15 protein-coding genes are annotated in these 17,851 nt (G+C 72.2%); 1 reads left to right on the forward strand and 14 read right to left on the reverse strand.

Annotated elements, in window-relative coordinates:
• Nucleotides 1-158: 158 nt before the first annotated feature.
• The 8 genes from ACYU8I_RS11385 to pafA form a co-directional block, all read right to left on the reverse strand.
• Nucleotides 159-2,960 carry a DEAD/DEAH box helicase gene (locus ACYU8I_RS11385; protein WP_460840759.1) on the reverse strand — a complete coding sequence of 934 codons (2,802 nt, stop codon included), beginning with the start codon at nucleotides 2,958-2,960 and terminating at the stop codon, nucleotides 159-161.
• Complete coding sequence (locus tag ACYU8I_RS11390; RefSeq protein ID WP_460840761.1) at nucleotides 2,957-3,859, reverse strand: diacylglycerol kinase; 903 nt, start codon at nucleotides 3,857-3,859, stop codon at nucleotides 2,957-2,959. Before ACYU8I_RS11390 ends, ACYU8I_RS11385 begins: the two co-directional genes overlap by 4 nt.
• A 26-nt stretch (nucleotides 3,860-3,885) precedes the next feature.
• Nucleotides 3,886-4,725, reverse strand: coding sequence for a twin-arginine translocase subunit TatC (gene tatC, locus ACYU8I_RS11395; protein WP_460840763.1), 840 nt, complete (start codon nucleotides 4,723-4,725; stop codon nucleotides 3,886-3,888).
• A 16-nt stretch (nucleotides 4,726-4,741) separates the two neighbouring features.
• Complete coding sequence (gene tatA / locus ACYU8I_RS11400; protein WP_460840766.1) at nucleotides 4,742-5,032, reverse strand: twin-arginine translocase TatA/TatE family subunit; 291 nt, start codon at nucleotides 5,030-5,032, stop codon at nucleotides 4,742-4,744.
• Nucleotides 5,033-5,117: 85 nt separating this feature from the next.
• Nucleotides 5,118-6,134: a helix-turn-helix transcriptional regulator gene (locus ACYU8I_RS11405; RefSeq protein ID WP_460840768.1), complete on the reverse strand. Its 1,017-nt coding sequence runs from the start codon at nucleotides 6,132-6,134 to the stop codon at nucleotides 5,118-5,120.
• Nucleotides 6,135-6,157: 23 nt separating this feature from the next.
• A complete protein-coding gene (locus ACYU8I_RS11410) occupies nucleotides 6,158-7,177 on the reverse strand; it encodes a helix-turn-helix transcriptional regulator (protein ID WP_460840771.1) in 1,020 nt (339 codons plus the stop codon).
• 31 nt (nucleotides 7,178-7,208) lie between these two features.
• Complete coding sequence (locus ACYU8I_RS11415) at nucleotides 7,209-8,234, reverse strand: FKBP-type peptidyl-prolyl cis-trans isomerase (protein ID WP_460840774.1); 1,026 nt, start codon at nucleotides 8,232-8,234, stop codon at nucleotides 7,209-7,211.
• Nucleotides 8,231-9,592, reverse strand: a complete 1,362-nt coding sequence (pafA, locus tag ACYU8I_RS11420; protein ID WP_460840776.1) for a Pup--protein ligase — start codon at nucleotides 9,590-9,592, stop codon at nucleotides 8,231-8,233. The genes ACYU8I_RS11415 and pafA overlap by 4 nt, the downstream gene beginning before the upstream one ends.
• Nucleotides 9,593-9,687: 95 nt before the next feature.
• Between pafA and ACYU8I_RS11425 the strand changes: the two genes are divergently transcribed.
• Complete coding sequence (locus ACYU8I_RS11425) at nucleotides 9,688-11,175, forward strand: amino acid permease (RefSeq protein WP_460840778.1); 1,488 nt, start codon at nucleotides 9,688-9,690, stop codon at nucleotides 11,173-11,175.
• 803 nt (nucleotides 11,176-11,978) lie between these two features.
• Here ACYU8I_RS11425 and prcA read toward each other — a convergent pair.
• The 6 genes from prcA to arc form a co-directional block, all read right to left on the reverse strand.
• A complete protein-coding gene (gene prcA, locus ACYU8I_RS11430) occupies nucleotides 11,979-12,746 on the reverse strand; it encodes a proteasome subunit alpha (protein ID WP_460840780.1) in 768 nt (255 codons plus the stop codon).
• 13 nt (nucleotides 12,747-12,759) lie between these two features.
• Nucleotides 12,760-13,602 (reverse strand): proteasome subunit beta, encoded by an 843-nt coding sequence (gene prcB, locus ACYU8I_RS11435; RefSeq protein WP_460840783.1) that lies wholly within the window; start codon nucleotides 13,600-13,602, stop codon nucleotides 12,760-12,762.
• Nucleotides 13,603-13,607: 5 nt separating this feature from the next.
• Entirely contained in the window at nucleotides 13,608-13,811 is a 204-nt protein-coding gene (locus ACYU8I_RS11440; RefSeq protein ID WP_460840786.1) for a ubiquitin-like protein Pup, read from the reverse strand.
• Nucleotides 13,812-13,916: 105 nt separating this feature from the next.
• Nucleotides 13,917-15,446, reverse strand: a complete 1,530-nt coding sequence (dop, locus tag ACYU8I_RS11445; RefSeq protein ID WP_460840789.1) for a depupylase/deamidase Dop — start codon at nucleotides 15,444-15,446, stop codon at nucleotides 13,917-13,919.
• 46 nt (nucleotides 15,447-15,492) lie between these two features.
• Entirely contained in the window at nucleotides 15,493-15,837 is a 345-nt protein-coding gene (locus ACYU8I_RS11450) for a hypothetical protein (RefSeq protein ID WP_460840792.1), read from the reverse strand.
• A gap of 2 nt (nucleotides 15,838-15,839) precedes the next feature.
• Complete coding sequence (gene arc / locus ACYU8I_RS11455) at nucleotides 15,840-17,585, reverse strand: proteasome ATPase (RefSeq protein WP_460840795.1); 1,746 nt, start codon at nucleotides 17,583-17,585, stop codon at nucleotides 15,840-15,842.
• Between the last annotated feature and the right edge of the window lie 266 nt (nucleotides 17,586-17,851).

Genomic DNA, 17,851 nt, shown 5'->3' on the forward strand with positions numbered 1-17,851 from the left:
GCCATGATGAGCCCACTGTCTCCCCGATCCTGCAGACGGGGGTGACCGACCCGGCCGGGCGGCCGTTCCCTCAGTGGCGGCCGCCCGGCCGGCATCCATTCCGGGCCGGGCCGACCACATGCCGCCCACAGGCCGACCACCGGCCGACCACCGGCGTGTCAGTCGGTCTCGGCCACCGAGCTGTAGGCCACGACGCCGCGGCGCACCAGCCGGCCGCACTCCCGCGCCGCCTCGCGCAGGGGCCCCGGTCCGGCGGCGTCGGCGACCTGGTCGGCGAGGTCGAGCAGCTGCTTGCACCACCGCACGAAGTCGCCGGCCGACAGGTCGGTGCCGCGCAGCACCTCGTCGAGGTCGTCGCCGAGGGCCCAGCGCCAGACCGGCCAGCACAACCCGAGGTCGGGGCGCCGGAGCTGGTCGAGCTTGTGGTCGCGCTCCAGCACGTCGAGGTCGGCCCAGATGCGCACCATCGCGTCGGTCGCACGGCGCACGCCGCCGCTGGGCAGCCGCGGCGCGGGGGCGTCCTCCGGACGGCGCGACTCGTAGGCGACGGCGGCGAGCACGCACGCGAGCTCGGCGGCGTCGAGGTCGTCCCAGAGCCCGGCACGCAACGACTCGGCCGTCAGCAGGTCCATCTCGTGGTAGATCCGCATCAGGGTGCGGCCCCGGTCGGTGACCTCCAGGGTGTCGGCCTCGCCGCTGAGGTAGTCGAGCGCCCGGAGCACGTCGCAGACGCGGTCGAACTGCCGGGCGATGGTGTTCGTGCGCTGCTCGATGCGCCGCCGCAGGGTGCGCGTGTCGCGGTCGAGCTTGTGCCAGCGCTCGGCCCACCTGGCGTGGTCCTCGCGGTCAGGGCAGTCGTGGCACGGGTGCTCGCGGATCTCGCGGCGCAGCCGCTCGACCCGGGCGTCGGTGCCGCCGGCTCCGCCGCTCGCCCCGGAGCCGCTGCGCCGGGTCACCGGGGGCGGGACCGCCCCGTGGGTGCGGTCGCGCAGCGACGCCGCGAGGTTGCGTCGCGCCTGCGGGTCGCGGGCGTTGAAGCTCTTCGGCACGCGCATCCGGGTGAGCGCCGAGACGGGGGTCGGGAAGTCGCCCATCGCGAGCCGCCGGGCGTGCCGGTCGACGGTGAGGACCAGCGGTCGCGGGCCGTCGCGGTCACCGGCGGCGCCCGGGTCGATCACGACGGCCAGACCGGCGAAACGGCCCGCCGGCACCTCGATGACGTCACCGGGGCGCAGCGTCTCGAGCGACTCGAGCACCTCCTGGCGCCGGTCGGCCCGGCGCGCACGCACGAGGTCCTTCTCGGTGTCGGACAGGGCCTGGCGCAGCGCGGCGTACTCCATGAAGTCGCCGCGGTCGCAGGTCGCCGCCTCGCGGTAGCCGTCGAGCGCCTCGTCGGCCTTGCGCACCTGCTGCGCGAGCCCGACGACCGCCTTGTCGGCCTGGAACTGGGCGAAGGACGACTCGAGCAGCTCGCGCGCGGTCTCCCGGCCGTAGCGGTGCACGAGGTTGACGGCCATGTTGTAGGACGGCCGGAAGCTGCTGCGCAGAGGGTAGGTACGCCGCGAGGCGAGGCCGGCGACCGACGACGGGTCGAGCCCCGGCTGCCACAGCACCACGCCGTGGCCCTCGACGTCGATGCCTCGGCGACCGGCGCGCCCCGTCAGCTGGGTGTACTCCCCCGGGGTGACGTCGGCGTGGGTCTCGCCGTTCCACTTCGACAGCTTCTCGATGACCACCGACCGGGCGGGCATGTTGATGCCGAGCGCGAGCGTCTCGGTGGCGAACACCGTGCGGCACAGCCCGCGCAGGAACAGCTCCTCCACGCACTCCTTGAAGGTGGGCAGCAGGCCGGCGTGGTGAGCGGCGATGCCACGGGACAGGCCGTCGAGGAACTCGTGGTAGCCCAGCACCTGGCGGTCCTCGTCGGGCAGGTCGGCGCAGCGCTGCTCCACGAACCGCACGATCTCGTCGCGCTCGGCCGGCGTGGTCAGCCGCAGGTTGGCCTCGAGGCACTGCTGCACGGCGGCGTCGCAGCCGGCACGGCTGAAGATGAACACGATGGCCGGGAGCAGACCGGCACGGTCGAGCTGCTCGACCACCTGCGAGCGTCGGGGCGTCCAGGCCCCGCGGGTGCCGCCGGGTCCCTGGTGGGGCCGGCGCTCCCCCCGCTTGAGCCGGCGGTCCTTGACCCGGCTGCGCACGAAGTCGTCGCGTGCCACGCGCAGCAGCTGAGGGTTGACCTTGGGGTCGGCGACGGGGGCGCCGGGCTCCGGGTCGCGACGCCCCTCCTCGTGGGCGAAGAGGTCGTAGAGGCGGCGCCCGACCATGACGTGCTGGTAGAGCGGCACCGGGCGGCGCTCCTCGACGATCGTGGTCGTCTCGCCCCGCACGGTGCCGAGCCACTCACCGAACTCCTCGGCGTTGCTCACCGTCGCCGACAGCGAGGCCACCGCCACCGACTCGGGCAGGTGGATGATGACCTCCTCCCACACCGCCCCGCGCGAGCGGTCGGCGAGGTAGTGCACCTCGTCCATGACCACGTAGCCGAGGTCGGCGAGCGAGCGCGAGCCGTTGTAGAGCATGTTGCGGAGCACCTCGGTGGTCATCACCACGATCGGTGCCTCGCCGTTGACGCTGTGGTCGCCGGTCAGCAGCCCGACGTTGCCCGGGCCGTAGCGGTCGCTGAGGTCGTGGAACTTCTGGTTGGACAGCGCCTTGATCGGGGTCGTGTAGAACGCCTTGCGCCCGGTCTCGAGCGCGAGGTGGCAGGCGAACTCCCCCACGATGGTCTTGCCCGAGCCGGTCGGTGCGGCGACCAGCACCGAGCGACCCTCCTCCAGCTCGCGGCACGCGCGCACCTGGAAGTCGTCGAGGGCGAACTCCTGGCGCGAGGCGAAGTCGGCCAGCACCGGGTGCTCTCGGCGCCGGCGGAACTCGGCGTACTTCTCGGCGGCGGTCATCGGCCGGCTCCCGCCACGACGCGCAGTGCCCGGGGCTCGACACCCACCGACAGCGGTAGCGCGCCGACGCGCTCGCCGTCGGCGTACGCCGTGATGCCGGGCGCCTCGATCCGCACCTGCCGCACCCGGTGGTGGGAGTACGACGGGTGGTCGACGTGGGTGCCGCGGAACAGCTTGGGGTAGGTGCGCACCAGCTCGCGCCGCGACATCGGGGCGATGACCACCACGTCGAGCAGGCCGTCGTCGAGCTCGGCTCCCTCGGTGATGCGCAGACCGCCGCCGAAGGAGGGCCCGTTGCCCACCGCCACCATCGTCGCCTCCAGCTGCTCGGTGCGCCCGTCGAGCTCGAGCACGTAGGGGATCGGGGCCAGGGTCCGCAGCTCGGCCAGCGTTGCGAGCGTGTAGCGGGCCTGGCCGCGCGGCCAGCGCATGGCGTTGGCGCGTTCGTTGACGACCGCGTCGAACCCGGCCGCCATCACGGTCAGGAAGCGCCGCTCACCCGTGGTCCTCCCCGCCTCGACGACCGCCACGTCGAGCCGCCGCTCCTCGCCGTCGAGGAGCACGCCGACGGCCGCGGAGACGTCGCCGCGGGGGACGTCGAGGTAGCGGGCCACGTCGTTGCCCGTGCCCGCCGGCACGAGTCCCAGTCGTACGTCGCTGCCGCTCACGGCCTGCAGCGCGAGGTGCACCATGCCGTCGCCGCCGACGACGACCAGCAGGTCGGGCCCGTCGGCGACCGCGCGACGCACGAGCGCCTCGGCCTCCTCGGCGTCGCGCCCGGCCAGCTCGACGACCTCGTGCCCGCGGGCGCGCAGCAGGTCGGCCGTCCGGGCCGCCACCCGTGCGCCCGTGCCCCTGCCCGAGGTCGGGTTGCTGATCACCACGATCTGCTGGGCCACGCACGCGACCCTAACGCCGACGTCCGTCAGATCGGGGACGCGGTGTCGTCGTCCCACTCCTCCCACTGGTGCTTGCCCTTGCGCTTGTCGAGCAGGCGGCAGATCGCCTCCGACAGCATCAGCAGCACCAGCAGCGGTATGGCGAGGAAGAGCATCGAGAAGGGGTCGGTCGACGGGGTCGCGACAGCCGCGAAGACGAAGGTGCCGACGACGATGAAGGGCCGGTAGCGGCCCAGCGCGCGGCCGGAGACGATGCCGGCGAGGTTGAGCATGATGACGAAGAGCGGGATCTCGTAGGCGATGCCGAAGACCAGCAGCATCCGCACCACGAAGGAGAAGAAGGCGCCGAACTCCGTCAGCTGCACGAGGTCGTCCTGCGTGAAGCCGATCAGGGTCGCGATGGCCCGCGGCAGCACCCAGTAGCCGGAGGCGACGCCCACGATGAAGAGCGGGCCCGCGATGAGGGCGAAGACGCGGGTGGCGCGCTTCTCCTGCTGGTGCAGCCCCGGCACGATGAAGGCCCAGATCTCGTACAGCCACAGCGGCGACGAGGCGATCACGCCCGCCAGGGCGCACAGCTTGATCTGCAGCAGCAGGGGCTGGCCGATGCCGGTGATGACGGGCTCGGTCTGGGTGTTGTCGGGCAGCAGCGCCGCGGCCTCCTGGTACGGCTCCAGGATCAGCGCGAAGAGCTGGTCGTAGAAGAAGAAGGCGATCGTCGTGGTGACGACGAGGTAGAGCGCGATCCGCATGACGCGGGCGCGCAGCTCGCGGAAGTGGTCGCTGAGGGCCATGCGGCCCCCGTCACCCACCGGGTGCCGGGGCTTGCCGCTGAACAGGCCGAGGACGCCGCTGATCGCGGACACGGCGGGGCGGCGCGGGTCAGCTGGTGGAGCCGGGTGCACCCGGCTCGTCGCTCCGGTTGGCCGGGTGGCGACGGTCGAACTCGGCCTCGCGCTCCTGGGAGTCGAGCTCGCGCTGGCGCTCGGTCTTGGCGTCGTCGTCGTCCATCAGGCCCTTGGTCTCGGCCTTGAAGATGCGCAGCGCCCGACCGGAGCCGCGGGCGAGCTCGGGCAGCTTGGAAGCACCGAAGAGCAGCACGATCACCCCGACGATGATGAGCAGCTCGGTGGTCCCGAGTCCGGCGATGTACGGCGTCAGCAGCTGGCTCATGTCGCAACTGTACGCCGCTCGGGCGAACGCCGAGGGTGTGGTGGGCGAGTCGATCGTGACCAGTGGGGCAACGGGTCACCCGGGCTCAGGCGTCGTACAGCGCGAGGGTCCGGGCGGCCTCGGCGGCCACCTGCTCGCGCAGCTCCGGCGGGGACACGACGTCGACGGCCGGGCCGAGCCGCAGTGCCAGCCGGACGACCCACCGGGGGTCGGCGTAGCGCAGGTCGACCTCGCACGCGTCGTCGCCGAGCTCGCGCAGGGCCTCGACGGGGTGGTACTCCGCGACCCAGCGCGCGTGGGGCGCGAGGCGGAGCGTGGCGAGGGCGTCGTCGGGCGAGGCAGCGAAGAGACCCTCGGCGAGGTCGCGCGGGGCCAGGTCGGGGCGGGTACGGGCGGCGTCGAGCACCTCGACGCGCTCGACGCGGTCGAGCCGGAACAGCCGACGGTCCTCGGCCAGGTGGCACCAGGCGTCGAGGTAGTCGTGGCCGTCGCGGGTCAGCAGCGCGACGGGGTCGACCACCCGCTCGGTGGTCTCGTCGCGGACCGGCACGTAGTAGGCGAGCCGCACCTGCCGGTCGTCGGCGACCGCACGCACCAGCTCGCGCGCGTGCTCGGCGCCCTCGGCCGGGCGCGGGGCCAGCTGCGCGGTCGGGAGCGGACCTGCGGAGGCGGCCTCCTCGAGCTTGGCCAGCACGCGGTCGACCACCTCGCGAGACTCGCCGGTGCCGGCCTCCCCCAGCGCCTGCAGCGCCACCATCAGCGCCGCCGCCTCGGAGCTGCCGAGGCGCACGGGACGGGGCAGGAAGTCGACGTTGTCGATGCGGACGGTGCCGCCAGGGTCGACGCGCACGGGCCGGTCGGCGGTGTCGTCGTCCGCGTCGTCGTCCGCGTCGTCGTCCCCGTCGTCCAGGGGCACCTCGAGCGCCTCCATGTCGACCTCGACCATGCGGTCGGGGGTCAGGCCGGGCAGCCCGCACATCCACAGCACCCGCAGGTCGGCGTGGATCTGCCGCGGGCTCACGCCGAACTCGGCCGCCACCTCCGACAGCGTGAGGTCGGTACGCCGCTGCAGGTACGGCACCAGCGCGAGAAGGCGGCTCACCTGGTCGCGTGCCCCGCCGGCCATCAGGCGCTCCCCGTGCCGAGCGCGGCGGTCAGGCCGCGCAGCCGCTCGAGCAGCTGCGCGCGCAGGTCGGCCGGCTCGTCGACGACGAGGGCGTCGGCGTACCCGAGCAGCTCCTCCAGGACCGCCCCGGTGTGGCCGTAGCGCACGCCGAGCCGGTCCCAGTCGTCGCTGCCGTCGGGGCCGGTGACTCCCTCGGCGAGGAGGTCGGCGCGTCGGCGCAGGCCGACGGCCGCGCCCCGACGGGCGCGCACGACGGCGACCCGGTCGCGCGCGGCGGAGGGGGCGAGGCCGGCCGAGAGCGCCCGGAGGTCGGTGCCCTCGGGCACGCTGAACGACCCGGGCCGACCCTCCTCGACGACGTCGCCGACCACGCGGCTGAGCCGGAACATCCGGGTGTCGTCGCGGTCGAGGTCGTGCCCCACGACGTACCAGCGGCCCTGCGCGGTGACCACGCCCCACGGCTTCAGGTGGCGCGTGTCGGCGGCCGCCTGGTCGCCCCGGCGGTAGTCGAAGCGCACCGGCGTGCGGCTGAGCGCGGCCTGGCACATCGGCTCGAAGGCCGGCTCCTGCGCCGTGACGGCGGGCTGGAGGGTGTCGAGCTGGTCGCGGTCGACCGGCAGGCCCGCCGCCTTGAGCTTGAGCAGGGCCTCGGAGGTGGCCGAGGCGAGGCCGGCGTGGCGCCAGACGCGGGCGGCGAGGCCGAGCACGGCGACCTCCTCGGCGCTGAAGTCGAGGGGCGGCAGCTCGAAGGCGTCCCGCGCGATGCGGTAGCCCTGCTCGTCCTCGAAGTAGGTGTCGACCGCGCCCGTCTCGAGGGGGATGCCGAGGGCGCGCAGCTCCTCCTTGTCGCGCTCGAACATCCGCTCGAAGGCCTCGGTGCTCGCCGTCTCGCGGTACGGCTCCATCAGCTCGCGGATCTGCTCCTTGGTGGTGTAGCCCCGCGAGACGAGCAGCAGGATGACGAGGTTGAGCAGCCGCTCCGACTTGCGGGCGGCCATGCCTGCGGCGACCGGGCTCATCGGCCACCGACCCTCGAGGTAGCCGCAGCCGTCATCCGACCCCCAGCACGTCGACGACGAAGACGAGCGTGGAGTTCGGCGGGATGTCCTCCCCCTGGCCCGCGGCGCCGTATGCCAGGTCGGGCGGGCACACCAGCACCACCCGCGAACCCTCGGGAACGCCTTGGAGCAGGCGGTCCCACGCCGGGATGACCCGGCCGAGCCCGATCGAGAAGGTGGTCGGCTCGCCGCGGCTGTAGGAGTCGTCGAACGGCTCGTCGCCGCCCCACACCTGTCCGAGGTAGTTGACCGTGACCCGGTCGGGGTCGGTGATCTCCGGGCCCTCGCCCTCGACGAGGGTGTAGAGGCGCGGCTTGGTGGGCGGGTCCTGGCGAGGGACGGTGAACCCGCTGGGGACGCCGTCGCTCTCCTGCAGTTGCGGCGCGGCCCGGGGGACGTCCTCCTCCTGGCCCTCGGGGGCGTCGAGGACGTCGGCGGGGTCGGTCGAGAGCACGTCGGCCACGATGACGACCGGGTCGCCCGCGTCGAGGCCGATCTGGGGCGAGCCGTCGGGGCCGTAGGCGTCCTCGGCGGTGGAGGCGATGACGACGCGGCTCTTGGCGTTCTGGCCCACCAGGCCCTGCACCAGCGAGGGGAACACCTGCTGGGTCAGGTCGACCTCCTGCGGCGCCTGGCCCTCGTCGTAGGTGCTGATCGCGACCTCGCCGCTCTGGCCGTTGACGATCGTCAGCCCGAGGATGGTCGTCGAGCTGGGCCCGACCTCGTCGCCGTCGCCCTCCTCCGCCGTCCACGAGCTGCTCTCGGAGATCTCGAGGGGCGCCTCGATGGTCACCTCGGGCTTCTCGTCGAAGGCGCCGCTCACCTCGACCTGCGCCCGCGCCTCCTCGGCTGCGGCCGAGTCGTCGTCGGAGGACTGGTCGTCGTCACCACCACCGCCACCGCCGCAGGCGGCGGTCAGCGCCAGCACGGCGGCCGAGGCCACCGCAGCCAGGCGGCGTCCTCGGCTCGTCGTACGGCTCGTGCGGGCGGTCGGACGGATGGGGTGGCGGCGGGTCACATTCCCTCGATGAGTCGTTCGACGCGCTCGTCGTGCGCCCGGAACGGGTCCTTGCACAAGACGGTGCGCTGGGCCTGGTCGTTGAGCTTGAGGTGCACCCAGTCGACGGTGAAGTCGCGGCGTCGTTCCTGGGCCTTCTTGATGAAGCTGCCGCGCAGCCGGGCGCGGGTGGTCTGCGGGGGCACCGACTTGGCGCGGTAGACGGCGAGGTCGTCGACCACGCGCTTGACCAGCCCGCGCTTCTCGAGCAGGTAGTAGAGCCCCCGGTCGCGATGGATGTCGTGGTAGGCCAGGTCGAGCTGCGCGACCCGGGGGTGCCCGAGCGGCAGGCCGTGCTTGGCGCGGTAGCGGTCGATGAGCTTCCACTTGATGACCCAGTCGATCTCGCGGTCGACCATCGACAGGTCGCCGGAGTCGACGGCCTTGAGGCCCCGCTCCCACAGGTCGAGGACCTGGTCGACGACCGGGGTGTGCAGCTCGCGGCGGTCGACGAAGTCGCGGACCCGACCGAGGTACTCCCCCTGGATGTCGAGCACGCTGGCCTCGCGGCCGTTGGCCAGGCGCACCTTGCGGCGGCCGGTGAGGTCGTGGCTGATCTCTCGGATGGCCCGGATGGGGTTCTCCATCGTCAGGTCGCGCATCACCACCCCCTCCTCGATCATCCGCAGCACCAGGTCACAGCTGGCGACCTTGAGCAGGGTGGTGGTCTCGCTCATGTTGGAGTCGCCCACGATCACGTGCAGCCGGCGGAACCGCTCGGCGTCGGCGTGGGGCTCGTCGCGGGTGTTGATGATGGGTCGCGAGCGGGTGGTGGCGCTCGAGACGCCCTCCCAGATGTGCTCGGCGCGCTGGCTCACGCTGTACGACGCCCCCCGCGGCGTCTGCGTGACCTTGCCGGCCCCGCAGATGAGCTGCCGGGTCACGAGGAACGGGATCAGCACGTCGGCGAGGCGGGCGAACTCGCCGTGCCGGCTGACCAGGTAGTTCTCGTGGCAGCCGTAGGAGTTGCCGGCGGAGTCGGTGTTGTTCTTGAACAGGTAGACGTCGCCCGAGATGCCCTCGTCACGCAGGCGTCGCTCGGCGTCGACGAGCAGGCCCTCGAGCACCCGCTCCCCCGCCTTGTCGTGGGCGACCAGGTCGACGACGTCGTCGCACTCGGGCGTGGCGTACTCGGGGTGGCTGCCGACGTCGAGGTAGAGCCGGGCACCGTTGGCGAGGAAGACGTTGCTCGACCGACCCCAGCTGACGACCTTGCGGAACAGGTAGCGGGCCACCTCGTCGGGGCTCAGCCGACGCTGGCCCTTGAACGTGCACGTGACGCCGTACTCGTTCTCGATGCCGAAGATGCGCCGGTCCACGACAGCCACACTATGCGCCCGGGTGATGCGGTGCCCGGCAGCCCACGCCCGCTGGGGATGCGGGAGGAGGCCCAGCGGTCCTAGGTTGGCTCTCCATGAGCGTGTGGCGCACCAAGAGCATCGAGCAGTCGATCGCCGACACCGACGATCCCGACGCCAAGCTCCGCAAGGACCTGGGCGCGGTCGACCTGGTGGTCTTCGGCGTCGGGGTCATCATCGGGGCCGGCATCTTCGTCCTCACCGGGACGGTGGCGGCGTCGAACTCGGGGCCTGCGCTCGCCCTCAGCTTCTTCATCGCCGCGATCGCGTGCGGCCTCGCCGGGCTCTGCTACGCCGAGTTCGCCTCGACGGTGCCGGTGGCCGGGAGCGCCTACACCTTCAGCTACGCCACCCTCGGCGAGCTCGTCGCGTGGATCATCGGCTGGGACCTCGTGCTCGAGTTCACCATCGGCTCGGCCGCCCTGGCCTCCAGCTTCTCGGGCTACCTCGAGCAGGTGCTCGGGATCGTCGGAGTGACGCTGCCGACCTCGCTGTCGTCGGCGTCCGAGGGTTTCGTCGACCTCCCGGCCATGGTGATCGCCCTCGTGGTGATGGGCATGCTGGTGCGCGGCACGAAGTTCTCGAGCCGGTTCAACCAGGTCGTCGTGGCCATCAAGCTGGTCGTCGTCGCCGCGGTCATCGTCGTCGGCATCACCCTCGTCGACCCGTCGAACTGGGTGCCGTTCATCCCCGAGTCGCAGCCCGCCGACAGCGGGGGCGGCAGCTTCCAGTCGCAGCCGCTCATCACCTCGATCTTCGGCCTGGAGCCGGCCGTCTTCGGCGTCGCGGGCGTCATCGCCGGGGCCTCGGTGGTGTTCTTCGCCTTCATCGGCTTCGACATCGTCGCCACCACCGCCGAGGAGGCCCGCAACCCCAAGCGCGACGTGCCCATCGGCATCCTGGGCTCGCTCGCCATCGTCACCCTGCTGTACGCCGCCGTCAGCCTCGTCGTGACCGGCGTGCAGAGCTACCAGGACATCGACCCCGCCGACGGCGCCCCGCTGGCGACCGCCTTCGACGCCGCCGGCGTCACGTGGATGGGCAACCTCGTGGCCGTGGGCGCCTGCGTCGGCCTCGTCGTCGTCGCGATGATCCTGATGCTCGGCCAGAGCCGCGTCGCGTTCGCCATGGCCCGCGACGGACTGCTGCCCCGCTCGCTCGCGCGGGTGCACCCGACGTACGGCACGCCGCACCGGATCACCCTGATCGCGGGCGTCGCGATCGCGCTGCTCGCCGGCTTCGTCGACCTGGCCACGCTGGCCAACCTGGTCAACATCGGCACGCTGTTCGCCTTCACCCTCGTCAGCATCGGCGTGCTGGTGCTGCGTCGTACCCGGCCCGACCTCCCGCGCGCCTTCCGCACCCCCGCCGCCCCGATCGTCGCCACGCTGTCGGTGGTCCTGTGCGTCTACCTGATGCTCAACCTCACGGGCGAGACCTGGGAGCGCTTCCTGATCTGGATGGCCCTCGGCGTCGTCGTCTACGTCACCTACAGCCGCCGCCACAGCCGCCTCGGCCAGCGCGAGGCCACCCCCGCCCCCTGAGAAGCCCCGCGAGGGGCGGGCACGCTACTGCCGCTCCTGAGACGCCCCGCGAGCGGTGAGCACGCGGCTGCCGCTCCCTGAGGAGCCCCGCGAGGGATGGGCGCATGGCTGCCGCTCCCTGAGGAGCCCCGCGAGGGACGAGCGGGGCGTCTCGAAGGGCGCGCCCCCTTCGTGGCTCGCTCCGCTCGCACCTCAGGGAGCGAATGCGCACTCACTGCTCCCCGCGAGGGGCGCACGCGACTGCCGCTCCCCTGAGGAGCCCCGCGAGGGACGAGCGGGGCGTCTCGAAGGGCGCGCCCCCTTCGTGGCTCGCTCCGCTCGCACCACAGGGAACGAATGCGCACTCACTGCTCCCCGCGGGACGAGCGATCGGCTGCAGCTTCCTGAGAAGCCCGCAAGGGCCGGGCACGCGACTGCCGCTCCCTGAGGACCCGCAAGGGCCGGGCACGCGACTGTCGCTCCCTGAGGAGCCCCGCGAGGGACGAGCGGGGCGTCTCGAAGGGTGCGCCCCCTTCGTGGCTCGCTCCGCTCGCACCTCAGGGAGCGAATCCGCGCTCACTGCTCCCCGCGGGGACGAGCGATCGGGCTGCCGCTCCCTGGGTAGCCCGCAAGGGCCGGGCACGCGACTGCCGCTCCCTGAGGACCCGCAAGGGCCGGGCACGCGACTGTCGCTCCCTGAGGAGCCCCGCGAGGGACGAGCGGGGCGTCTCGAAGGGCGCGCCCCTTCGTGGCTGGCTCCGCTCGCACCTCAGGGAGCGGCACCACAACCGCTGCTCCCCGCGAAGAGCGGGGCCAGGAGCCGGTCAGGCGTCGGGGGGGACCTCGCCGGGCGAGACCGACGGTGCGGTGTGGTCGGGGGCGTCGTCGGCGCCCGCGCTGCCGCCGAGCACCTCGCGCAGAGCCGGCAGGGTGAGCCGGCGGAACTTGCGCGGCTGGGTGCGCGTGCGGTCGAGCACGGCGACCTCGAGGTCGTCGGCGGGGATGTCACGGTGGCCGGTCTCGGAGTGGCCGAGCGCGGCCGCGGCGAGGCGCAGCGCGTCGTCGCGGGACATCCCGGCGGAGAAGCGCTCGGCGACGTAGGACGTCACCGCGTCGGCGGCACCGCCCATGACGGCGTAGTCGCGCTCCTCGACGACCTGGCCGTCGAAGGTGAGCCGGAACAGCTGGTCGGCCTCGGCGCTGTCGCCCACCTCGCCGACGAAGATCTCGATCTCGTAGGGCTTCTCACCACCGCTGGAGAAGATCGCGCCGAGCGTCTGCGCGTACGCGTTGGCCAGGCCCCGCCCGGTGACGTCGCGACGGTCGTAGGAGTAGCCGCGCATGTCGGCCAGCCGCACGCCGGCGATGCGCAGGCTCTCGAACTCGTTGTAGCGACCGACCGCCGCGAAGGCGATGCGGTCGTAGATCTCGCTGATCTTGTGCAGCGCCGCGGACGGGTTCTCGGAGCAGAAGACGAGGCCGTCGGCGTAGCGGACGGCGACGACGGACCGCCCCCGGGCGATGCCCTTGCGGGCGAAGTCGGCCCGGTCCTTCATCAACTGCTCGGGCGAGACGTAGAACGGCATGCTCATGCCTGTGGGCTCCTCAGGTCAGGGGGGCGTTGGGCCCGTCGGGCCGCTGCATCCGGGCGGCGACCACGGTGTCGGCGATCGCGGCCACCGCGTCCTGGCCGAGCCGCTCCTGGCCGTCGGCGGTCACGACGTGCACGACCGGGAAGATGCGGCGGGCGAGGTCTGGGCCCCCGGTCGCGGAGTCGTCGTCGGCGGCGTCGTACAGCGCCTGGACCACGGCGGTCACGGCACCCTGGGCGTCGAGGTCGTCGCGGTAGAGCTTCTTCAGCGCCCCGCGGGCGAAGATCGAGCCGGAGCCGACGGCGTGGAACGCGGTCTCCTCGTAGCGTCCGCCGGTGACGTCGTAGGAGAAGATCCGGCCCTGCTCGTGGTCGTGGTCGTAGCCGGCGAACAGCGGCACGACCGCGAGGCCCTGCATCGCGAGGCCGAGGTTGCCGCGGATCAGGGCCGAGAGCCGGTTGGCCTTGCCGTCGGTCGAGAGCGTGGTGCCCTCGATCTTCTCGTAGTGCTCGAGCTCGGTCTGGAACAGCCGCACCAGCTCGACCGCGAGGCCGGCGGTGCCGGCGATGCCGACCGCGGAGAACTCGTCGGCGGCGAAGACCTTCTGGATGTCGCGCTGGGCGATGACGTTGCCCATGGTCGCGCGGCGGTCACCTCCCATGACCACGCCGCCGGGGAAGGTCACGGCGACGATCGTGGTGGCGTGCGGCGCGAGCTGCGCCGCGTCGCCCGGGGGGAGGCTGCGCCGCGACGGCAGCAGCTCCGGCGAGACGGTGCCCACGAACTCCGCGAAGGAGCTGCTGCCGGGGGCCAGGAAGGCCCCCGAGAGCCGGGATCCGGTGGTCGGGTCGCCCATCGGTGTCACTGACCGCCCTTCTGGATGAAGGACTTCACGAAGTCCTCCGCGTTGGTCTCCAGCACGTCGTCGATGTCCTCGAGGATCGCGTCGATGTCCTCGTCGAGCTGCTCCTTGCGCTCGGCCGCGGCCTCGGTGGCGGAGTCCTGCTCCTCGACGGCCTCCTCGGCGTCGTGGGACCTGCGCGGCTGCTTGTGCTCCTGCGCCATGACGACCTCCTGCTGGGGAACGGGCGCCGTGCCCTGGCGGCGACGAGCCCTCTGCCACGACCCTAGCGGCCCGCCACCCACAGTCCGTGCACGCGGAGGGGCGGCTCAGCCGGCAGTCAGCGCCTCGAACAGCGACAACGCCGTCTCGTGCTGCTCGAGCAGCGCGCCGACGTGGGCGCGCGACCCGCGCAGCGGGTCGATGGTCGGGACGCGCTGCAGTGACTCACGTCCCGGCAGGTCGAAGATGACGGAGTCCCACGACGCCGCGGCGATGCTCTCGGGGTAGCGGGCCAGGCACCGGCCACGGAAGTAGGCGCGGGTGTCCTCCGGCGGCTCCGTCATCGCGGACACGACCTCGTCGTCGCCGAGCAGCCGCTCGACCCGACCGGCCCGGACGAGGCGCTGGTAGAGGCCCTTCTCGGGGCGGAGGTCGGCGTACTGCAGGTCGATCAGCGCGAGCTTGGCGTCACCCCAGCCCAGGCCGTCGCGGTCGCGGTAGGACTGCAGCAGCTTGAGCTTCGCGACCCAGTCGAGCTCGCGGGCGCACTCCATCGGGTCGCGCTCGAGGCGGGTCAGCACCGACTCCCAGCGACGCAGCACCTCGGCGGTCTCGGGATCGGGCTCGCCGCCCATGCGCTCGCCGACGTAGCGCTGCGCGGCCTCGAGGTAGAGCCACTGCAGCTGCACGGCCGTCATCATCCGGCCCGCCCCGACGTCGAGAAGGTGCGTCAGCGTCGGGTCGTGCGAGACGTCCTTCAGCGAGGCGACCGAGCGCGAGACGCGCCAGTCGTCGGTGAGGAAGCCGTCCTCGATCATCGCCAGGACCAGGCTGGTCGTGCCGACCTTGAGGTACGTCGACACCTCGGCGAGGTTGGCGTCGCCGATGATGACGTGCAGCCGGCGGTACTTCTCGGGGTCGGCGTGCGGCTCGTCGCGGGTGTTGATGATGGGGCGCTTGAGCGTCGTCTCGAGCCCGACCTCGACCTCGAAGAAGTCGGCGCGCTGGCTGAGCTGGAAGCCCTGGCCACGTCCGTCCTGACCCAGCCCCACGCGGCCGGCACCGCAGACGACCTGCCGGCTGACGAAGAACGGCGTCAGGTGGCGCACCACGTCGCCGAAGGGCGTCGAGCGGCGCAGCAGGTAGTTCTCGTGGGCGCCGTACGACGCCCCCTTGCCGTCGGTGTTGTTCTTGTACAGCACCAGGTCGCCGGTCACGTCGGTGTGCTCGACGTCGCCCGGCACCGCCGCGAAGCGGGCCGCGTCGAGCGCGACCTGCTCCCCCGCCTTGTCCCAGCGCACGACGTCGCGCGGGTTGGTGCACTCGGGCGTGGAGTACTCCGGGTGGGCATGGTCGACGTAGAGCCTCGCGCCGTTGGTCAGGATGACATTGGCGAGGCCGAGGTCCTCGTCGGTCAGCTGCGTCGGGTCGGCGACGGCCCGCGACATGTCGAAGCCCCGGGCGTCGCGCAGCGGCGACTCCTCCTCGAAGTCCCACCGCGCCCGCCGCGCCCGCAGCGTGCTGCTGGCGTAGGCGTTGACCAGTCGCGTGCTGGCCACCATCGGGTTGGCGTGGGGGTGGCCCACGACCGAGATGCCGAACTCGGTCTCGGTCCCCATGACCCGGCGCACGCTCACGCGGCGAGCCTACGCACCGCCGCACGACTGACCGGCACCTGCCGGGTCACTGACGGCGCGGGCGTGACTGGAGGGCGTGCACGACGTTGACCAGCAGGATCATCACCCAGGTGAGCACGATCGCGTCGCGGCTGTCGTGGACGATCGCGGTCAGCGGGATCGCGGCCACCAGGGAGACGATGGCCAGCGCGAGCTGTCGTGCCCCCGCGTTCTGGTCGACGTACGTCGTCACGACCTCGGGCGGTCGTGGGGCGGACCCCTCGGCCACCGCCTTCTCGACGCGCTCGACGAACGCCTCGAGGAGCGCGTCGTCGTAGTCCGGCCCGAGCTCGCGGCGGGTCGCGAGGAGCGCCTCGGCGTCCTCGCGACCCGGCCGCGACGGCTCGGCCATGCTCAGAGGTACTGCCCGGTGTTGGACACCGTGTCGATCGAACGACCCGGCTCGGTGCCCTGCTTGCCGGTGATGAGCGTGCGGATGAACACGATCCGCTCGCCCTTCTTGCCCGAGATGCGGGCCCAGTCATCGGGGTTCGTGGTGTTGGGGAGGTCCTCGTTCTCCTTGAACTCGTCGACGCAGGCCTGGAGCAGGTGGCCCACCCGCAGGCCCTTGCTCTGCTGCTCGAGGAAGTCCTTGATGGCCATCTTCTTGGCGCGGTCGACGATGTTCTGGATCATCGCCCCGGAGTTGAAGTCCTTGAAGTACAGGACCTCCTTGTCACCGTTGGCGTACGTCACCTCGAGGAAGCGGTTCTCCTCGGTCTCGGTGTACATGCGCTCGACGGTGGCCCGGATCATCGCCGCGACGGTCGCCTCGCGGTCGTCGCCGAACTCGGCGAGGTCGTCGGCGTGGAGCGGCAGCCGCGAGGTGAGGTACTTCGAGAAGATGTCGCGCGCCGACTCGGCGTCGGGACGCTCGATCTTGATCTTCACGTCGAGCCGGCCGGGCCGCAGGATCGCCGGGTCGATCATGTCCTCGCGGTTGGAGGCACCGATGACGAGGACGTTCTCGAGCAGCTCGACGCCGTCGATCTCGCTGAGCAGCTGCGGGACGATGGTGTTCTCGACGTCGGAGGAGACGCCGGAGCCGCGGGTGCGGAACAGCGAGTCCATCTCGTCGAAGAACACGATGACGGGCGTGCCCTCCGAGGCCTTCTCGCGCGCCCGTTGGAAGACCAGGCGGATGTGCCGCTCGGTCTCGCCGACGTACTTGTTGAGCAGCTCGGGGCCCTTGATGTTGAGGAAGTAGGACTTCCCCTCCTGGCCGGTCTTCGCCGCGACCTTCTTGGCCAGGCTGTTGGCGACGGCCTTGGCGATGAGGGTCTTGCCGCAGCCGGGCGGGCCGTACAGCAGCACGCCCTTGGGCGGGCTGAGCTCGTGCTCGACGAACAGGTCGGGGTGCAGGTAGGGCAGCTCGACGGCGTCGCGGATCGACTCGATCTGCGAGAACAGGCCCCCGATGTCGCCGTAGTCGATGTCGGGCACCTCCTCGAGCACGAGCTCCTCGACCTCGCTCTTGGGCACCTTCTCGTAGACGTAGCCGGAGCGGGCGTCGAGCAGCAGCGAGTCGCCCGCGCGCAGCCGTGCCTCGCGCAGCGGCTGGGCCAGCCGCACCACGCGCTCCTCGTCGGCGTTGGCGATCACCAGGGCGCGCTCGCCGTCGGCGAGGATCTCCTTGAGCATCACGACCTCGCCCACCTGCTCGAACTCGAGCGCGGTGACGACGTTGAGCGCCTCGTTGAGCAGCACCTCCTGGCCGCGCGTCAGCGCGTCGAGATCGACGTTGGGGCTGACCGTGACCCGGAGCTTGCGCCCGCCGGTGAACACGTCGACGGTGTCGTCGTCGTTGCGCTGCAGGAAGGTGCCGAAGCCGGTCGGCGGCTGCGCGAGCCGGTCGACCTCCTCCTTGAGCGTGATGATCTGGTCGCGGGCCTCGCGCAGCGTCTGGGCGAGCCGCTCGTTCTGCGAGGTGACCGCGGCGAGCGAGCGCTGCGTGTCCGCGAGGCGCTGGTCGACCGACTGGCTCCCCGAGCCGTACGGCGCCTCGTGCACGCGGCGGCGGAGCACCGCGACCTCGGCCTCGAGGGCGACCACCTGTGCGCGCAGCTCGGCCGCGCTCGGGTCCTGGGGGTTCTCTGGCACTGCGTCCACCTCCACCGGGGCTCTCGTCGACCCCGCACGCCGACCCTACTGCGGCCGGTCACGTGGTTCGCGGGTTGTCTGCCTCACACGCCGCACGGTGATGGACCCGTGACCTGCCGGTCACGTGAACGCTCCCATGGCGCGATGTCGCGAGGCTGAGGCCGTCCCCGGGGAGCTTTTCGAACGAGAAGCACGTCGATCCGCACGTTCCGACCGATCCGCTCCCCCTCCCTCGGCGTGTCGGGCGCTTTTCGTTCGAAAAGCCG

This window comes from Nocardioides marmoraquaticus (assembly GCF_054777915.1).